The organism is Streptococcus sp. 339, assembly GCF_013277285.1.
Classification (GTDB): Bacteria; Bacillota; Bacilli; order Lactobacillales; family Streptococcaceae; genus Streptococcus; species Streptococcus pseudopneumoniae.
This window is the reverse complement of the sequence record NZ_VMMR01000082.1, coordinates 1-16,026: the sequence shown is the minus strand read 5'-3', so window position 1 is coordinate 16,026 and position 16,026 is coordinate 1. Positions and strand designations below refer to the sequence as shown.

At 41.6% G+C, this 16,026-nt stretch carries 15 protein-coding genes and 1 pseudogene; all 16 read left to right on the top strand.

Annotated features, from left to right (window positions below):
* Window positions 1-71 precede the first annotated feature (71 nt).
* Window positions 72-353, top strand: a pseudogene (locus tag HT736_RS09345) (PLP-dependent transferase); the annotation flags it as partial.
* A 95-nt stretch (window positions 354-448) separates the two neighbouring features.
* On the top strand, window positions 449-1,723 hold the full coding sequence (locus HT736_RS09340) for a DUF2130 domain-containing protein (RefSeq protein WP_079252944.1): 1,275 nt from the start codon (window positions 449-451) through the stop codon (window positions 1,721-1,723).
* A 9-nt stretch (window positions 1,724-1,732) separates the two neighbouring features.
* Complete coding sequence (truB, locus tag HT736_RS09335; protein WP_050108172.1) at window positions 1,733-2,611, top strand: tRNA pseudouridine(55) synthase TruB; 879 nt, start codon at window positions 1,733-1,735, stop codon at window positions 2,609-2,611.
* A gap of 148 nt (window positions 2,612-2,759) precedes the next feature.
* The gene (locus HT736_RS09330; RefSeq protein WP_057522529.1) at window positions 2,760-2,981 is read left to right on the top strand and encodes a hypothetical protein; all 222 of its coding nucleotides are present in this window, start codon (window positions 2,760-2,762) and stop codon (window positions 2,979-2,981) included.
* Window positions 2,978-3,280 carry a bacteriocin immunity protein gene (locus tag HT736_RS09325; RefSeq protein ID WP_000983427.1) on the top strand — a complete coding sequence of 101 codons (303 nt, stop codon included), beginning with the start codon at window positions 2,978-2,980 and terminating at the stop codon, window positions 3,278-3,280. Before HT736_RS09330 ends, HT736_RS09325 begins: the two co-directional genes overlap by 4 nt.
* 107 nt (window positions 3,281-3,387) lie before the next feature.
* Window positions 3,388-4,026 (top strand): uridine kinase, encoded by a 639-nt coding sequence (gene udk, locus HT736_RS09320; RefSeq protein ID WP_001181364.1) that lies wholly within the window; start codon window positions 3,388-3,390, stop codon window positions 4,024-4,026.
* Window positions 4,027-4,153: 127 nt separating this feature from the next.
* A complete protein-coding gene (gene xseA, locus HT736_RS09315; protein WP_025172076.1) occupies window positions 4,154-5,494 on the top strand; it encodes an exodeoxyribonuclease VII large subunit in 1,341 nt (446 codons plus the stop codon).
* Complete coding sequence (locus HT736_RS09310) at window positions 5,472-5,684, top strand: exodeoxyribonuclease VII small subunit (protein WP_000043226.1); 213 nt, start codon at window positions 5,472-5,474, stop codon at window positions 5,682-5,684. Before xseA ends, HT736_RS09310 begins: the two co-directional genes overlap by 23 nt.
* Window positions 5,681-6,556, top strand: coding sequence for a polyprenyl synthetase family protein (locus HT736_RS09305; protein WP_138707147.1), 876 nt, complete (start codon window positions 5,681-5,683; stop codon window positions 6,554-6,556). The genes HT736_RS09310 and HT736_RS09305 overlap by 4 nt, the downstream gene beginning before the upstream one ends.
* A complete protein-coding gene (locus tag HT736_RS09300; protein WP_138699311.1) occupies window positions 6,549-7,364 on the top strand; it encodes a TlyA family RNA methyltransferase in 816 nt (271 codons plus the stop codon). The genes HT736_RS09305 and HT736_RS09300 overlap by 8 nt, the downstream gene beginning before the upstream one ends.
* On the top strand, window positions 7,357-7,788 hold the full coding sequence (locus tag HT736_RS09295) for an arginine repressor (RefSeq protein WP_001034403.1): 432 nt from the start codon (window positions 7,357-7,359) through the stop codon (window positions 7,786-7,788). Before HT736_RS09300 ends, HT736_RS09295 begins: the two co-directional genes overlap by 8 nt.
* A gap of 6 nt (window positions 7,789-7,794) precedes the next feature.
* Window positions 7,795-9,462 (top strand): DNA repair protein RecN, encoded by a 1,668-nt coding sequence (gene recN, locus HT736_RS09290; protein WP_172922717.1) that lies wholly within the window; start codon window positions 7,795-7,797, stop codon window positions 9,460-9,462.
* A gap of 1 nt (window position 9,463) precedes the next feature.
* Window positions 9,464-10,192: a metallophosphoesterase family protein gene (locus tag HT736_RS09285; RefSeq protein ID WP_172930974.1), complete on the top strand. Its 729-nt coding sequence runs from the start codon at window positions 9,464-9,466 to the stop codon at window positions 10,190-10,192.
* 78 nt (window positions 10,193-10,270) lie between these two features.
* A complete protein-coding gene (lepA, locus tag HT736_RS09280; RefSeq protein ID WP_001047210.1) occupies window positions 10,271-12,094 on the top strand; it encodes a translation elongation factor 4 in 1,824 nt (607 codons plus the stop codon).
* 337 nt (window positions 12,095-12,431) lie between these two features.
* Window positions 12,432-13,343 carry an Rpn family recombination-promoting nuclease/putative transposase gene (locus HT736_RS09275; RefSeq protein ID WP_083022231.1) on the top strand — a complete coding sequence of 304 codons (912 nt, stop codon included), beginning with the start codon at window positions 12,432-12,434 and terminating at the stop codon, window positions 13,341-13,343.
* 718 nt (window positions 13,344-14,061) lie between these two features.
* Window positions 14,062-16,026, top strand: a 1,965-nt coding sequence (locus HT736_RS09270; protein WP_172930973.1) for a DUF1542 domain-containing protein, incomplete at its 3' end; no start/stop codon positions are given.

Sequence of the window (16,026 nt, the reverse complement as noted above, 5' to 3'; positions counted from 1 at the left end):
TCAGGACAGTCAAATCGATTTCTAACAATGTTTTAGAAGTATATGTGTACTATTCTAGTTTCAATCTACTATACTTGCCAAAAGGTGTCGGCTCCATCTTTACCTTCCATGTCAAAGGTGGGGAGGCAGAAGCCCGCAAGGTCATTGATCATTTAGAAATCTTTTCTGATCTTGCAAACGTGGCAGATGCTAAATCGCTTGTTGTCCATCCAGCAACAACCACTTACGGTCAATTGTCAGAAAAAGACCTAGAAGCAGCAGGTGTCACACCAAACCAACTTCGTTTGTCAATTGGTCTTGAAAATGTAGATGATTTGATTGAGGACTTGCGCTTGGCCTTGGAAAAAATTTAAAGTAAAAGAAGATAAACAGTGGGTTTCGACTCACTGTTTTTGATTTTCCTTTAGGCATGATATAATGGATACAGAAGTCTAGAAAGAGGAACGCTATGAACGAAATCAAATGTCCCAACTGTGGGGAAGTCTTTACAGTAAATGAAAGTCAGTATGCCGAACTTCTGTCCCAAGTGAGAACGGCAGAGTTTGATAAGGAATTGCACGATCGCATGAAGCAGGAACTGGCCTTGGCTGAGCAAAAGGCTATGAATGAGCAACAGACTAAACTGGCTCAAAAAGACCAAGAAATCGCGCAATTACAGAGTCAGATCCAAAACTTTGATACAGAAAAAGAATTGGCCAAGAAAGAAGTTGAAGAGACAAGCCATCAGGCCCTCTTGGCTAAGGACAAGGAAGTACAGGCTTTGGAAAACCAATTGGCTACCTTGCGTTTAGAGCATGAAAATCAACTGCAAAAGACCCTTTCTGACCTAGAAAAAGAACGTGATCAGGTCAAAAATCAGCTCCTACTGCAAGAAAAGGAAAATGAGTTGTCTTTGGCTTCTGTTAAGCAAAACTATGAAGCCCAGCTTAAAGCAGCCAGTGAACAGGTCGAGTTCTATAAGAATTTCAAAGCCCAGCAATCTACAAAAGCGATCGGGGAAAGTCTGGAACAGTATGCAGAGAGTGAGTTTAACAAGGTCCGTAGTTTCGCCTTTCCAAATGCCTACTTTGAGAAGGATAACAAGGTCTCTGCGCGTGGGTCTAAGGGAGACTTCATCTTCCGTGAGTGTGATGAAAATGGGGTAGAGATTATCTCCATCATGTTTGAGATGAAGAATGAAGCTGACGGAACGGAGAAGAAGCACAAGAATGCAGATTTTTACAAGGAATTAGACAAGGACCGTCGGGAGAAGAACTGTGAGTATGCCGTTTTAGTGACCATGCTTGAGACCGATAACGACTACTTTAACACAGGGATTGTTGACGTCAGTCACGAGTATGAAAAGATGTATGTGGTTCGTCCTCAATTCTTTATTCAGTTGATTGGGCTCTTACGTAATGCGGCTCTTAATTCTTTAAAATACAAGCAGGAGTTAGCGCTTGTTCGCGAGCAAAATATCGACATTACACATTTTGAGGAAGACTTGGATGCCTTTAAGCTAGCCTTTGCCAAGAACTACAACTCAGCTTCGACCAACTTTGGAAAAGCTATTGATGAAATCGATAAGGCCATCAAACGCATGGAAGAGGTTAAGAAATTCCTGACAACATCTGAAAACCAACTCCGTTTAGCTAACAACAAATTGGAAGATGTCTCTGTTAAAAAATTGACCCGGAAAAATCCAACCATGAAAGCGAAATTTGAAGCATTGAAGGGGGAGTAGAAAGCAAAAATGAACGGTATTATCAACTTAAAAAAAGAAGCAGGAATGACCTCGCATGATGCGGTTTTTAAACTGCGTAAGATTTTGGGAACCAAGAAAATTGGTCATGGTGGAACCTTGGATCCGGATGTGGTGGGTGTTTTGCCGATTGCGGTTGGCAAGGCGACACGCATGGTCGAGTTTATGCAGGACGAGGGTAAGATCTATGAGGGGGAAATTACTCTGGGTTATTCCACGACGACTGAGGATGCTAGTGGGGAAGTTGTCGCAGAGACGCCTGTTTTGTCACCTTTAGATGAAACCATTGTTGATGAAGCGATTGCGAGCTTGACTGGACCTATTAGTCAGATTCCGCCTATGTACTCGGCAGTTAAGGTTAATGGTCGCAAGCTCTATGAGTATGCGCGTGCTGGTCAGGAAGTGGAGCGTCCAGAACGTCAGGTGACCATTTATCAATTTGATCGAACAAGTCCGATTTCTTATGATGATCACCTTGCACGCTTTACTTTTCGTGTAAAATGCAGTAAAGGGACTTACATCCGTACTTTGTCAGTTGATTTGGGTGAAAAGCTTGGTTATGCGGCTCATATGTCCCATTTGACTCGTACTAGTGCTGCTGGCTTACAATTAGAAGACGCACTGACCTTGGAGGAAATTGCTGAAAAAGTAGAGGCTGGGCAATTAGATTTTCTCCATCCTTTAGAGATTGGGACAGGTGATCTTGTCAAAGTTTTCCTAAGTCCAGAAGAAGCTACAGAAGTTCGCTTTGGTCGTTTTATTGAGCTAGACCAAACGGACAAAGAACTGGCTGCCTTTGAAGATGATAAATTGTTAGCCATTCTAGAAAAACGGGGCAATCTCTATAAGCCAAGGAAGGTTTTTAGCTAGATCCTTTAGGAATAAAAATCGGGTGATAGATAACAATTGCTTGATAAAACCCCATACTAATAGTAGAATGGGGTTGGGAATTATAATATTCCAATTGTTGCGAGTTGTAGATACTCAAATAATCTATATAGAAATTTAGAGGTGTGAAATGAAGCAACTTAAAATTCTTTCAGATAAATATTTAGAGTCCATTACAGGTTCTGGTGGGAACTTAGGCCCAGGAATATATTGTGTAGACGTTAAAGGTCGAGCAAAATGCAGTATCAATCATGGAGAGTTTTGGGGGTACACGGGAAGTGTAATAGTCAATGGCTGGATTAATTATGGTCCATGGGCACCTAGACCAGGATTTGGTGTGATAATTCCATGATGCAAAATGAGTTTCGAGAAAGGGTGGAGCAACTTCTTCAACAAAAAGAAATAAATGAAAATAGTGAGTTGAGTCACCTGTTTCGTCTTGCTATACAAAATTTAGACAGAAATGAAAAATACCAATCGGTCATGGCCAATTTGAGTCAAGGGTTGTCGCTTTACCTCATGACGCATCATTACCAGGCACCTAAGTCTGTCATTGATTTTGGTTTATGGATTGCCAAAGCTCCTAGCCAGGAAAGAGGGAGACTGGCTTTCTTGCAGATGCTTGCTCAAACCCTACAGGGCTTTCGTTAAAACTATCGAACATCAGAGGGAAGACTCTGGTGTTTTTTGCTGATGAGACTATAAATTTTGTAAAAAATGTGATAGAATAGACGACGGATAAAATAACGGAGGATAGCATGCAAAATAGACCAATCATTATTGGAGTGACAGGTGGTTCTGGTGGTGGTAAAACCAGTGTTTCAAGAGCCATTTTATCGCATTTTCTTGATGAAAAGATTTCCATGATTGAGCATGATTCATACTACAAGGATCAGTCTCATTTGACCTTTGAAGAGCGTATCAAAACCAACTATGACCATCCATTTGCCTTTGATACAGACTTGATGATTGAGCAGATGAAGGAATTGTTGGCAGGGCGTCCGGTGGACATTCCGACTTATGACTATACTGAACATACACGGAGCAGCAAGACCTATCGTCAAGAGCCTCAAGATGTCTTTATCGTTGAGGGGATTTTGGTCTTGGAAGACAAGCGTTTGCGCGATTTGATGGATATCAAGATTTTTGTGGATACGGATGACGATGTGCGCATTATTCGTCGTATCAAGCGCGATATGGAAGAACGTGGCCGTAGCCTTGATAGCGTTATTGACCAGTATCTAGGTGTGGTTAAACCCATGTACCATCAGTTTATCGAGCCGACTAAGCGTTATGCTGATATCGTCATTCCTGAGGGAGTCAGCAATACAGTAGCTATCGACCTGTTGACGACCAAGATTGCTAAGATTTTGGAAGAAGCTCGAAATAGCAAATAAACAGAATTGGAGGCCTTGCCTCCTTTTTCTATTTTTCCCTCATAATGGTACATAAATGGAGATTTTTAGGCATATTTTTGGTATAATAATACCCATGAAAGAGCAAGAAAAGGAATAGTAGGTGGAGATGGAAAAGTATTTATCGGTAACAACTTTGACCAAGTATCTGAAAATGAAATTCGATAAAGACCCTTACTTGGAACGGGTCTATTTAACTGGTCAAGTTTCCAACTTTCGTAAACGACCTACTCACCAATATTTCTCCCTAAAGGATGACCATGCAGTTATTCAAGCGACCATCTGGTCTGGGATTTATCAGAAATTAGGTTTCGACCTAGAAGAAGGAATGAAAATCAATGTGATTGGGCGTGTGCAGGTCTATGAACCAAGTGGTAGCTACTCCATCATCATTGAAAAGGCTGAGCCTGATGGGGTTGGGGCGCTTGCGATTCAGTTTGAACAACTCAAGAAAAAATTGACAGAAGAAGGCCTGTTTCAAGAGAGGTTCAAGCAACCTCTGCCCCAATTTTCTAAGAGAATTGGTGTAGTAACCAGTCGCAGTGGAGCCGTTATTCGAGATATTATCACGACCGTCAGCAGGCGATTCCCAGGTGTGGACATTCTTCTCTATCCGACCAAGGTGCAAGGTGATGGTTCTGCGGAGGAAATTGCTCGAAATATTGTGCGAGCTAATCAAGGGGACGATTTGGATTTACTCATTATTGGTCGTGGAGGTGGTTCTATTGAGGATCTCTGGGCCTTTAACGAAGAAATTGTGGTACGAGCTATTTTTGAGTCTCGTTTACCAGTTATCTCTAGTGTGGGACATGAGACGGATGTGACCTTGGCGGATTTTGTGGCAGATCGCCGCGCTGCGACACCAACGGCTGCTGCTGAACTGGCAACACCTGTGACCAAGTTGGATTTATTAGCTCATTTGCAAAATCAGGAAAAACGGATGGCAACGGCAGTCCGAAATGTCCTATCTAAGAAACAAGAAGCTTTGAAAAAATGCAGTCAGTCTGTTATCTTTAGACAACCAGAGCGGTTATATGATGGCTATATGCAACGCTTGGATCAACTGCAATTGCGTTTGAAACAAAGTTTGCGAACACGGATTTCTGATAACAAGCAATTAGTCCAAGCAAGGACGCATCAACTGGTTCAATTATCACCTGTTACCAAAATCCAACGCTATCAAGACCGTCTAGGCCAGTTGGATAAGCTCCTCCGTAGTCAAATGGCGCTGGTTTATGATGCCAAGGTTGCTGAAGTCAAGCGACTTTCAGAAGCTTTGCTCATGTTGGATACCAGTCGAATCGTGGCGCGTGGCTATGCAATTGTCAAAAAAGAAGAGTCCGTAGTTGATTCGGTTGAGAATTTAAAGAAAACAGACCAAGTGACGCTTTTGATGCGAGATGGTCAAGTAGAATTAGAGGTTAAAGATGTCAAAACAAAAGAAATTTGAGGAAAATCTAGCAGAACTGGAGACCATTGTCCAAAGTTTGGAAAATGGTGAAATTGCTCTGGAAGATGCGATTGCTGCCTTTCAAAAGGGCATGGTCTTGTCAAAAGAACTCCAAGCGACGCTGGACAAGGCTGAAAAGACCTTGGTCAAGGTCATGCAAGAAGACGGAACAGAAAGTGATTTTGAATGAAAAAGCAAGAAAAATTAGCTCTTGTCGAGTCAGCCTTGGAAGACTTTTATGGAGGCCAGCAGTTTGCCTCTAGTTTGCGAGAGTCTGTTCTCTATTCTATTCATGCTGGTGGCAAGCGTATTCGGCCTTTTCTCTTGTTAGAAGTTCTGGAAGCCTTGCAGGTGGCTATTAAACCAGCACATGCACAGGTGGCTGCGGCCTTGGAAATGATTCATACAGGGAGTTTGATTCACGATGACCTTCCTGCTATGGATGATGATGATTACCGTCGGGGACGATTGACAAACCATAAAAAATTCGGTGAAGCTATGGCCATTTTGGCAGGAGACGCTTTGTTCCTAGATCCTTACGCCTTGATAGCGCAGGCAGATTTGCCAAGTCAGATTAAGGTAGACTTGATTGCCAACTTATCGCTTGCTTCAGGAAGTCTGGGTATGGTAGCAGGCCAGGTTTTGGATATGGAAGGCGAACACCAGCATTTGTCTTTGGAAGAACTCCAGACTATTCATGCTAATAAGACTGGAAAACTACTAGCTTATCCCTTCCAAGCAGCTGCTATTATAGCCGAATTGGCACCTGAGATGCAGGCAAAACTGAAAACTGTAGGTGAATTGATTGGGCTTGCTTTTCAAATTCGAGATGATGTACTGGATGTGACAGCTAGTTTTGAGGAAATCGGCAAGACACCACTAAAGGACCTACAGGCTGAAAAGTCAACCTATCCTGCCTTGTTGGGCTTGGAAGAGGCTATTGCCTTTTGTAACCAAACTTTGGATCAAGCTAATACCAAATTAGACGAAATTGCCCAGCAGGTTCCTTTTGAGATGAAATCGATTGTAAGTGTAGTAGAAAGTTTGAGAATCAATGGCTAAGGAAAGAGTGGATGTACTAGCTTATAAACAGGGCTTGTTTGAAACGAGAGAGCAGGCCAAGCGCGGTGTCATGGCTGGTCTAGTCCTAGCAGTCCTTAATGGAGAACGGTTTGACAAGCCAGGAGAGAAAATTCCAGATGACACTGAGCTAAAACTCAAGGGTGAAAAACTCAAATATGTTAGTCGTGGTGGCTTGAAACTGGAAAAGGCCTTGCAGGTCTTTGATTTGTCAGTGGAAGGAGCTACAACGATTGATATCGGTGCCTCTACTGGAGGTTTTACCGATGTTATGTTGCAAAATGGTGCCGAGTTGGTCTTTGCAGTCGATGTTGGTACCAATCAGTTGGCTTGGAAATTACGCCAAGACCCAAGGGTTGTCAGCATGGAGCAGTTCAATTTCCGCTATGCTGAAAAGACTGATTTCGAGCAGGAACCGAGCTTTGCCAGTATTGATGTGAGTTTCATTTCCCTTAGTTTGATTCTTCCGGCCTTGCACCGTGTCTTGGCAAATCAAGGTCAGGTTGTGGCTTTAGTTAAGCCTCAGTTTGAGGCAGGTCGAGAGCAGATCGGGAAAAATGGAATTATTCGGGATGCTAAGGTTCATCAACATGTCCTTGAATCTGTCACAGCTATGGCAGTAGAGGAGGGCTTTTCAGTCCTTGGATTGGATTTTTCTCCCATCCAAGGTGGGCATGGAAATATTGAATTTTTAGCGTATTTGAAAAAAGAAGAGTCAGCAAGCAATCAGGTTCTTGCTGAGATTGAAGAAATAGTAGAAAGGGCGCATAGTCAATTTAAAAATGAATAAAAAAGAGAGACTTGAAAAAATTAGACGATTTGTGACAGATTATCAAATCGGTACACAAGAAGAAATTGTAGAACATTTGAAAGAGGCAGGCATCACTGCCACTCAGGCGACAGTATCACGTGATATCAAAGAGCTAGGCATTGTCAAAATTCCTTTGAGAGACAACACCTATGTCTATGAATTGCCAAAATCAATCGTAAAAAGTTTGCAACTAGCTGAATATAATATCGAATCGGCTCAATTGATGGACAAGATGATCAATCTCCAAGTTATTCCAGGAAATACGGCTTTTGTAAAAGCTCAGTTAATTGAGACTTTTGCGGACAAGATTTTCAGCTGTTTGGCTGATGATAGTTCGATTTTAGTCATGGCCAGAAGTGAAAGTCTAGCTGAGGAAATCTTTGAACAAGTAAAAAAATGGTAGGTCTATATGTTACTTGAAATTTCGATAAAAAACTTTGCCATTATTGAGGCTATTTCCCTCCATTTTGAGAAGGGGATGACAGTCCTGACTGGTGAAACAGGCGCAGGGAAGTCGATTATCATTGATGCCATGAATATGATGTTGGGAGCTCGTGCGACGACAGATGTTATTCGTCATGGTGCACCAAAGGCAGAGATTGAGGGGCTTTTCTCAGTTGAGAATAGTCGTCTTTTACAGGAAATTTTTGATGAGCAAGGTTTGGAATTGGGTGATGAAATTATCATCCGTCGGGAAATCTTGCAAAATGGTCGGAGTATTAGTCGTGTCAATGGCCAGATGGTTAATCTGTCTGTTTTGCGTGCTATTGGGCAACATCTGGTGGACATTCATGGTCAGCATGATCAAGAAGAGTTAATGCGTCCCCAACTGCATATCCAGATGCTGGATGAATTTGGTGATACAGCCTTTTGGGACTTAAAAGAAACCTATCAAACAAGTTTTGATGCCTACCGTAAAATGCGCAAGCAGGTTCTGGAAGTCAAGAAAAACCAACAGGAACACAAGGCACGTATCGAAATGTTGGAATTTCAAATGGCAGAGATTGAGGCAGCAAACTTGCAGGCTGGAGAAGACTTGTCTCTCAATCAAGAGCGTGATAAACTGCTCAACCATAAAAATATTGCGGATACACTGACCAATGCCTACAGTATGTTGGACAATGAAGACTTTTCAAGTCTGGCCAATGTTCGTTCAGCCATGAATGACATGGAAAGTGTCGAAGAGTATGACCCTGAATACCGTGAAATTTCAAGCTCACTGTCTGAGACCTACTATGTCTTAGAAGACATTAGCAAACGTTTGGAAGCTATTATTGAGGACCTTGATTTTGACGGCAATCGTCTCATGCAGGTTGAGAATCGCTTGGACCTCCTTCATACCATTACCCGTAAGTACGGTGGGACTGTAGACGATGTCTTGCTTTATTTTGCCAAGATTACGGAAGAATATAATCTCTTGACAGGCAATAACCTTTCATCTGAGGACATGGAAGCAGAGCTTAAGAAATTGGAAGTCAATCTTGTTGATTTGGCTGGTCAACTTGCCTCTGCTCGTCATGACTTGGCTCAGCAGCTCGAAGTTGAGATTAAACAAGAACTGCAAGACCTTTATATGGAAAAAGCCCAGTTTCAGGTTCGTTTTAGCAAGGGCAAATTCAGTCGTGAGGGCAATGAAATGGTTGAGTTTTATATTTCAACCAACCCTGGAGAAGACTTTAAACCCTTGGTTAAGGTTGCTTCTGGAGGGGAATTATCTCGTCTCATGTTAGCCATTAAGTCTGCCTTTTCACGTAAAGAAGGCAAGACCAGCATAGTCTTTGATGAGGTGGACACAGGAGTTTCAGGTCGTGTAGCTCAAGCTATTGCACAGAAGATTCACAAGATTGGCCAACATGGGCAGGTTCTAGCTATTTCCCATTTACCACAAGTGATTGCGATTGCGGATTATCAATTTTTTATTGAGAAGATCAGCAATGACCATTCAACGGTTTCGACTGTTCGTCTTTTGACGGTTGAAGAGCGAGTGGAGGAAGTTGCTAAGATGTTGGCAGGTGATGATGTGACCGAAGCAGCCCTGACGCAAGCCAGAGAATTGTTGAGAAACAGAGAGAAATAAGATGACTGACTATTATGTAATTGGAGATGTTCACGGAAAAGCTGGGATGCTGGAAGACCTTCTCAAAACCTGGGATGGTCAGACCCAGTTGCTCTTTCTAGGGGATTTAATTGACCGTGGTGAAGATAGTCGCCGTGTCCTTGAAATGGTCAAGGACTTGGTGGATAATCAAGGGGCTATCTGTTTGTCAGGAAACCACGAGTATATGTTTTTGACATGGCTAGATGATCCAGAAGAAAGCTATGACCACTATCGTCGTAATGGTGGTGATACAACTATTAACTCTATCCTAGGTCGTCCCTTGGATGCCCCAGTTGACGGGATTGAGGATGCCAAGCGGGTTGCTACTGAAGCGGCAGACTTGGTCGAATTCATTCGTCAAATGCCATTTGTGGTAGAGACAGACAAGTATATCTTCGTTCACGCAGGTATTGATTTGACCTTGGACGACTGGCATGAAACTACAGATTACAAGAAAGTATGGCTTAGAAAACCATTCCACGAAGCAGAAAATCATACTGGAAAAATCATTGTCTTTGGTCATACACCGGTCTATGGTTTGTTAAAGCAAGAGCGAGGTACTGCTGAGCTTTGGACTACAGAAGATGGCAAGATTGGGATGGATGGAGGAGCTGTCTATGGTGGTGTCCTTCACGGGATTGTCTTTACAGATCAAGGGATGACAGAACATCACTTTATTGAGAATGACGGCTTTGTCGCTGAAGATTAGTACTCCTAGCAGGGGATGGTCTTGTCAAAATGTCAAAAACAATTTATAATAAATAGATACCCTGAAAGGAAGAGAATCATGAACTTAGAAGAATTGAAAAAACGACAGGAGAAGATCCGTAACTTCTCTATTATCGCCCATATTGACCACGGAAAATCAACTCTAGCAGACCGCATTTTGGAAAAAACTGAGACAGTCTCCAGTCGTGAAATGCAAGCTCAGCTTTTGGATAGTATGGATTTAGAACGGGAACGTGGGATTACCATTAAGTTAAATGCCATCGAGCTCAATTACACTGCAAAAGACGGGGAAACTTATATTTTTCACTTGATTGACACACCAGGACACGTAGACTTCACCTATGAAGTTTCCCGTTCGCTAGCTGCCTGTGAGGGAGCGATTTTGGTGGTCGATGCTGCCCAAGGGATTGAGGCTCAAACCCTTGCCAACGTTTATCTGGCCTTGGACAATGATTTGGAAATCATGCCTGTCATTAACAAAATTGACCTGCCTGCTGCAGACCCTGAGCGCGTGCGTACGGAGATTGAAGATGTCATTGGTTTGGATGCCAGTGAAGCAGTCTTAGCATCTGCCAAGGCTGGTATTGGGATTGAAGAAATTCTTGAGCAAATCGTAGAAAAAGTGCCAGCACCAACGGGTGATGTGACGGCACCACTAAAAGCCTTGATTTTCGACTCTGTTTACGATGCTTACCGTGGAGTTATTCTTCAAGTGCGTGTCATGGATGGAGTGGTTAAACCTGGCGATAAGATTCAGCTTATGAGCAATGGCAAGACCTTTGATGTGACCGAAGTCGGTATTTTTACACCCAAAGCAGTTGGTCGTGATTTTCTTGCGACTGGGGACGTTGGTTATATTGCGGCTTCTATCAAGACGGTTCAGGATACTCGTGTGGGGGATACCGTTACCTTGGCAACCAATCCTGCAACAGAGCCATTACATGGCTACAAGCAGATGAATCCTATGGTCTTTGCGGGTCTCTATCCTATCGAGTCAAACAAGTACAATGACCTGCGTGAAGCCCTTGAAAAATTGCAACTGAATGATGCTAGTCTTCAGTTTGAACCAGAAACATCTCAGGCACTTGGATTTGGTTTCCGTTGTGGATTTCTTGGACTTCTCCATATGGATGTTATCCAGGAACGTTTAGAGCGTGAGTTCAATATTGACCTCATCATGACAGCTCCGTCTGTTATTTACAAAGTTAATTTGACCGACGGTGAGTCTATGGATGTGTCTAACCCATCTGAGTTTCCAGACCCAACTAAGATTGCGACCATTGAAGAGCCTTATGTCAAGGCGCAAATCATGGTACCACAGGAGTTCGTCGGAGCAGTAATGGAGCTAGCTCAGCGTAAGCGTGGGGACTTTGTGACTATGGACTATATTGATGATAACCGTGTCAATGTTATCTATCAAATTCCTCTTGCTGAAATTGTCTTTGACTTCTTTGATAAACTTAAGTCTTCGACACGTGGTTATGCAAGCTTTGACTACGAATTGTCAGAATATCGCCCATCTAAGCTGGTGAAAATGGATATCCTTCTCAACGGAGACAAGGTGGATGCCCTCAGCTTTATCGTTCACAAGGATTTTGCCTACGAACGTGGGAAACTCATCGTTGATAAGCTCAAGAAAATCATCCCTCGCCAACAATTTGAGGTTCCAATCCAAGCAGCAATTGGACACAAGATTGTCGCTCGTACTGATATTAAGGCCCTTCGTAAGAACGTACTTGCTAAATGTTATGGTGGTGATGTTTCTCGTAAACGTAAACTCCTTGAAAAACAAAAAGCTGGTAAGAAACGTATGAAAGCTATTGGATCAGTTGAAGTCCCACAAGAAGCCTTCCTCAGCGTCTTGAGCATGGATGAAGAATAAGTTATCAGAAATGCCTTTCCTTGTTCACAGGAAATGTATATAAGAATCAATAGTAAAGCAGGCTTTAATGGCCTGCTTTTTTATAAACTATCAAGAAATCGGAGAAAATAATGGTATAGTAGATTGAAACTAGAATAGTACACCTCTACTTTTAAAACATTGTTAGAAATAGATTTGACTGTCCTGATAGATTTGCCCTGTTCTTATTTTTTCATTTCACTATAAAATTTTAAATTTGTGACCATATCTTGACTGTATTTTCCTCTCTTTTTCGAATAAATAAATAGAATAATCAAATCTAGATTAAAAAATGTGCTATAATGAAAGGAGAAGCAATATGACTGTACGTCATCCGGGCATTAGCCCGACCAATGATTTGGTTGCTAAGAAGATTTTTAGCAATCCGGAAATCACTTGTCAATTTATTCGCGATATGCTGGATTTACCAGCCAAAAATGTGACCATTTTGGAGGGAAGTAACATTCACGTCTTGCCTTCCCTGCCCTACTCGGCTCAGGATTTCTATACCAGTATAGATGTTTTAGCTGAACTAGATAATGGTACTCAAGTAATCATTGAGATTCAAGTCCATCATCAGAATTTTTTCATCAATCGCCTGTGGGCTTACCTTTGCAGTCAGGTCAATCAAAATCTTGAAAAAATTCGTCAACGAGAAGGTGATACTCATCAGAGTTATAAACACATCTCACCAGTATACGCTATCGCAATTGTGGATAGTAACTACTTCTCAGATGACTTGGCTTTTCATAGTTTTAGCATGCGAGAGGATAGGACAGGTGAGGTTTTAACAATTACAAACAATGGACAGGAAAACCATCTGGTTAAGATGGCATTCTTGGAACTAAAAAAATACAGAGAAACCAGCAAAGACGAGGTTCGCAAGCCATGGTTGGAGTTTTTCGGGAATAAACCCTTTACCCAAGAACCTGAGCGAGCCATCAGCCAAGCAGACCAACTGCTAGATTACAAGAGCTGGTCCGAGGAGGACAGGGAGATGTTTAGTCAACTACGTATGCGAGAAGAACAAGCCTTATTAGCACAGGACTATGCCTTGGAACAAGCTGAAGAAAAAGGGTTGGAGAGAGGTCGTGCAGAGGGGCTTGAACAGGGATTAAAAGTAGGTTTAGTAAATCTAGTCCGCCAAGGTCTTCTGACTTCTGAGGTTGCTAGCCAGCAGTTGGGCATAACCGTCGCTGAGTTTGAGGAGCTATTGAAAAAATACAAATAAGCCCTAAAAAATACAGAGAAACCAGCAAAGACAAGGTTCGCAAGCCATGGTTGGAGTTTTTTGTAACTCTCTATCTCCTAGATAGGGTTCGATAAAATATAGTGATTTCGGAGTTAGCTAGTTAGGTCATTTGTAAATCAAGTAAGCCTAAGAGAAGTAGTGATCTTAGAAAAACTGGAGCTGGCTAGCTAATAATCTAATCTATACGAATCCCTAAGCAAGGGGTTAGAATCTATAAACTGGCCTATGATTTAGTTTTATCCATAAATGATAAAAAAGAGGGTATGGCGTGGCTACTACAGAAGAGCGGCTTTTTAATCATACAATGCTAGGATTTGTTTTTATCAATTAGCTTTTGATGTGCTTAACATCAGGGGGAAACACTTCGAAATAAACTGTAACTAAAATGTTATCAAATTGTAATAAAACCTTGATTTGTATATGTTTCTCAAGACAGAATCGTCAGGAAGCTTGATAGAATAGCTTTGTAGAGCCCATCCATATATATGGATGGGCTGTCTTTTTCTTGGTACTAAGTGAGATAAAGAAGTCAAATGATTATCTTTTTAAAGTAATTTAAGGTATAATAGTTTAGTCATATCAGGTTGAATGATTGAGTGCATTTTTGATTCACAAGGCAAACCTTTGCATTGTGTTACAGTTATGGAGTCAGTAATTACACTTGAAAAAATTTAAACTAAAAAGGGGAACATCTAATATGTTTTATAGTGAGAAGGACGATAGAGAAAAACAATTACGTTTTTCGATTCGGAAGGTTAGTTTTGGAGCGGCCTCGGTAGCCGTGGCGGCGCTCTATCTCTTTATGGGAAGTGGAGCGGTATCTGCTGCGGAAGCGCAGGCCATACAGTCAAATGAGGAGGTGGCAGCTGATAAGGATTCGGAAACAGAGAAAAAATCAGAGGATCCACAGCTAACCTACGCTGCTCCTGCTGCAAAGGAACAAGGATCTGCAACCAATACTGAAGCAGGGGATGAAGGCAAGCAAGATAGTCATCCAGAGACCAAAGAGGAAGAAGCCAACTCATCTGAGAGAAGCGAAACTACAACAAAGACTCAATCGGATGAAGACTCTGTGAGTGGGGACTCTAGCTCTCCAAAATCTGAAGGTGAAGGTACAAGATCAGAAGAAGCAAGCAGCAAGCCAAAAGTACGTAAAAGACGTGATGCAGACCCTGCCCCAACAGCGACTGCAGCCGATGCCGATCCAGATGCACATCAGACTTATGAAGCTCCAGGGGATGGTGCAAGTGTAGATACATTGGCGAACAAATTACAAGAACTACCTGAAACAGTAGAGAATGAGAAAAAACTTGCTAACATAGACCAAGTTGGTAATACCAAAACTATAAATCAAGGTGAAGTGAGGGAATTTGGTGAATTTGGTGGTTGGAAGGCAGTTAATGGCGGAAAATTTGCTGTTGCAAAAAAGACAGATAGAGGGGTCTTTCCTATTGAAACTGTGAATACGGTGCGTTCGTCTAATGGTGATACTATGCATTATTGGACGTGGGTTAAAGAGTCTGTGTTTGATCGTAGCAATAATTATGCACTCTTTTTATCCAAGGTAAGAACTCAAAAAAATAAAAATGAACAAACATTTGATGGAACAAACTATAAAACTGATGATGAATCAAATGGTATTTCTAAAGGTTTGAAGGGCTTTAATGGGATTGAAAAAACATTTAAAGTTTATGGACAACAGGTAGGATCAAACGTAACTATTGAATTTAAAACAGGATATACTGGAGATATTGATGGGAGGAAAGCAAATTATAAAGTTGAACTGAAAGCTAACAAAGATGGTGCAGAAAAGATACTTTATACAGTTACGTTTGATCCTTCTAAAAATTTAACAAATGAGAACATGACAGTAACAAAAGCAACAGAGGATAAGAATAAACAATATTTTAGTACGTTACGTTCACATACAGAGACATCTACTTATAATGCTGAGTTAGAAAAAAATGGAAATAGACCACAGGGTATTCCTGGAAAATTTAAGAGTAAACTAATTAATATACCTCAAGGTTATACTGATTATACAGTTAGTATTAGTTCAGCTGATAATCAACATCTAGGTATGGGATACCAAGTTCCTTGGCAACATTATGCTTTACCAGTTACCGGAGAAGGATTTAAGGTTACTCAGGATACTAGAGAAGTAGCCAAGGATTTATCTCAAAAAGTTTATAATAAATTAACCCAACAAAAAGAAGAAGATACAAAATGGTCTACTCCTGAAACCCAGGCTGATTATGATGTAAGATTGCAAAAAATTAAGGAGAAGATTGATTTTGGAGCTAGTACTGGTGATTATAAAACAGTGGTGAGAGATGCACTAGAAAAACAGAGACAGTTGAACGAAGAGCAGCAAATAAAAGACAAAGCTACAAAAGCAATAGAAGATAAGCTTAAAGAAAAAGAAACAGAGATTGACAACAATAACAAGCTAAGTCCAAGAGAAAAAGAGGCGGCTAAGAAACAAGCCCAAGCGGAAGCGGACAAAGCTAAACAAGCCATCACGGATGCTCAGACCCAAGATGAAGTTACCAAGCAGGAAACTGAGGGAACTAAAGCTATAGGCGATGTGAATCCAATAGGAACAGACATGGCGGTAGATGCCATAGCAGCCGCTGCAGCAAGGAGAATGGCTGAGATAGAG

What these genes read in the sequence shown, in the direction of transcription:
- HT736_RS09330 (WP_057522529.1), top strand. Translation starts at nt 2,760, where the DNA reads ATGAAGCAACTTAAAATTCTTTCAGATAAATATTTAGAGTCCATTACA.
- HT736_RS09325 (WP_000983427.1), top strand. Translation starts at nt 2,978, where the DNA reads ATGATGCAAAATGAGTTTCGAGAAAGGGTGGAGCAACTTCTTCAACAA.
- HT736_RS09275 (WP_083022231.1), top strand. Translation starts at nt 12,432, where the DNA reads ATGACTGTACGTCATCCGGGCATTAGCCCGACCAATGATTTGGTTGCT.
- udk (WP_001181364.1), top strand. Translation starts at nt 3,388, where the DNA reads ATGCAAAATAGACCAATCATTATTGGAGTGACAGGTGGTTCTGGTGGT.
- xseA (WP_025172076.1), top strand. Translation starts at nt 4,154, where the DNA reads ATGGAAAAGTATTTATCGGTAACAACTTTGACCAAGTATCTGAAAATG.
- HT736_RS09310 (WP_000043226.1), top strand. Translation starts at nt 5,472, where the DNA reads ATGTCAAAACAAAAGAAATTTGAGGAAAATCTAGCAGAACTGGAGACC.
- HT736_RS09300 (WP_138699311.1), top strand. Translation starts at nt 6,549, where the DNA reads ATGGCTAAGGAAAGAGTGGATGTACTAGCTTATAAACAGGGCTTGTTT.
- HT736_RS09285 (WP_172930974.1), top strand. Translation starts at nt 9,464, where the DNA reads ATGACTGACTATTATGTAATTGGAGATGTTCACGGAAAAGCTGGGATG.
- HT736_RS09305 (WP_138707147.1), top strand. Translation starts at nt 5,681, where the DNA reads ATGAAAAAGCAAGAAAAATTAGCTCTTGTCGAGTCAGCCTTGGAAGAC.
- recN (WP_172922717.1), top strand. Translation starts at nt 7,795, where the DNA reads ATGTTACTTGAAATTTCGATAAAAAACTTTGCCATTATTGAGGCTATT.
- HT736_RS09340 (WP_079252944.1), top strand. Translation starts at nt 449, where the DNA reads ATGAACGAAATCAAATGTCCCAACTGTGGGGAAGTCTTTACAGTAAAT.
- lepA (WP_001047210.1), top strand. Translation starts at nt 10,271, where the DNA reads ATGAACTTAGAAGAATTGAAAAAACGACAGGAGAAGATCCGTAACTTC.
- truB (WP_050108172.1), top strand. Translation starts at nt 1,733, where the DNA reads ATGAACGGTATTATCAACTTAAAAAAAGAAGCAGGAATGACCTCGCAT.
- HT736_RS09295 (WP_001034403.1), top strand. Translation starts at nt 7,357, where the DNA reads ATGAATAAAAAAGAGAGACTTGAAAAAATTAGACGATTTGTGACAGAT.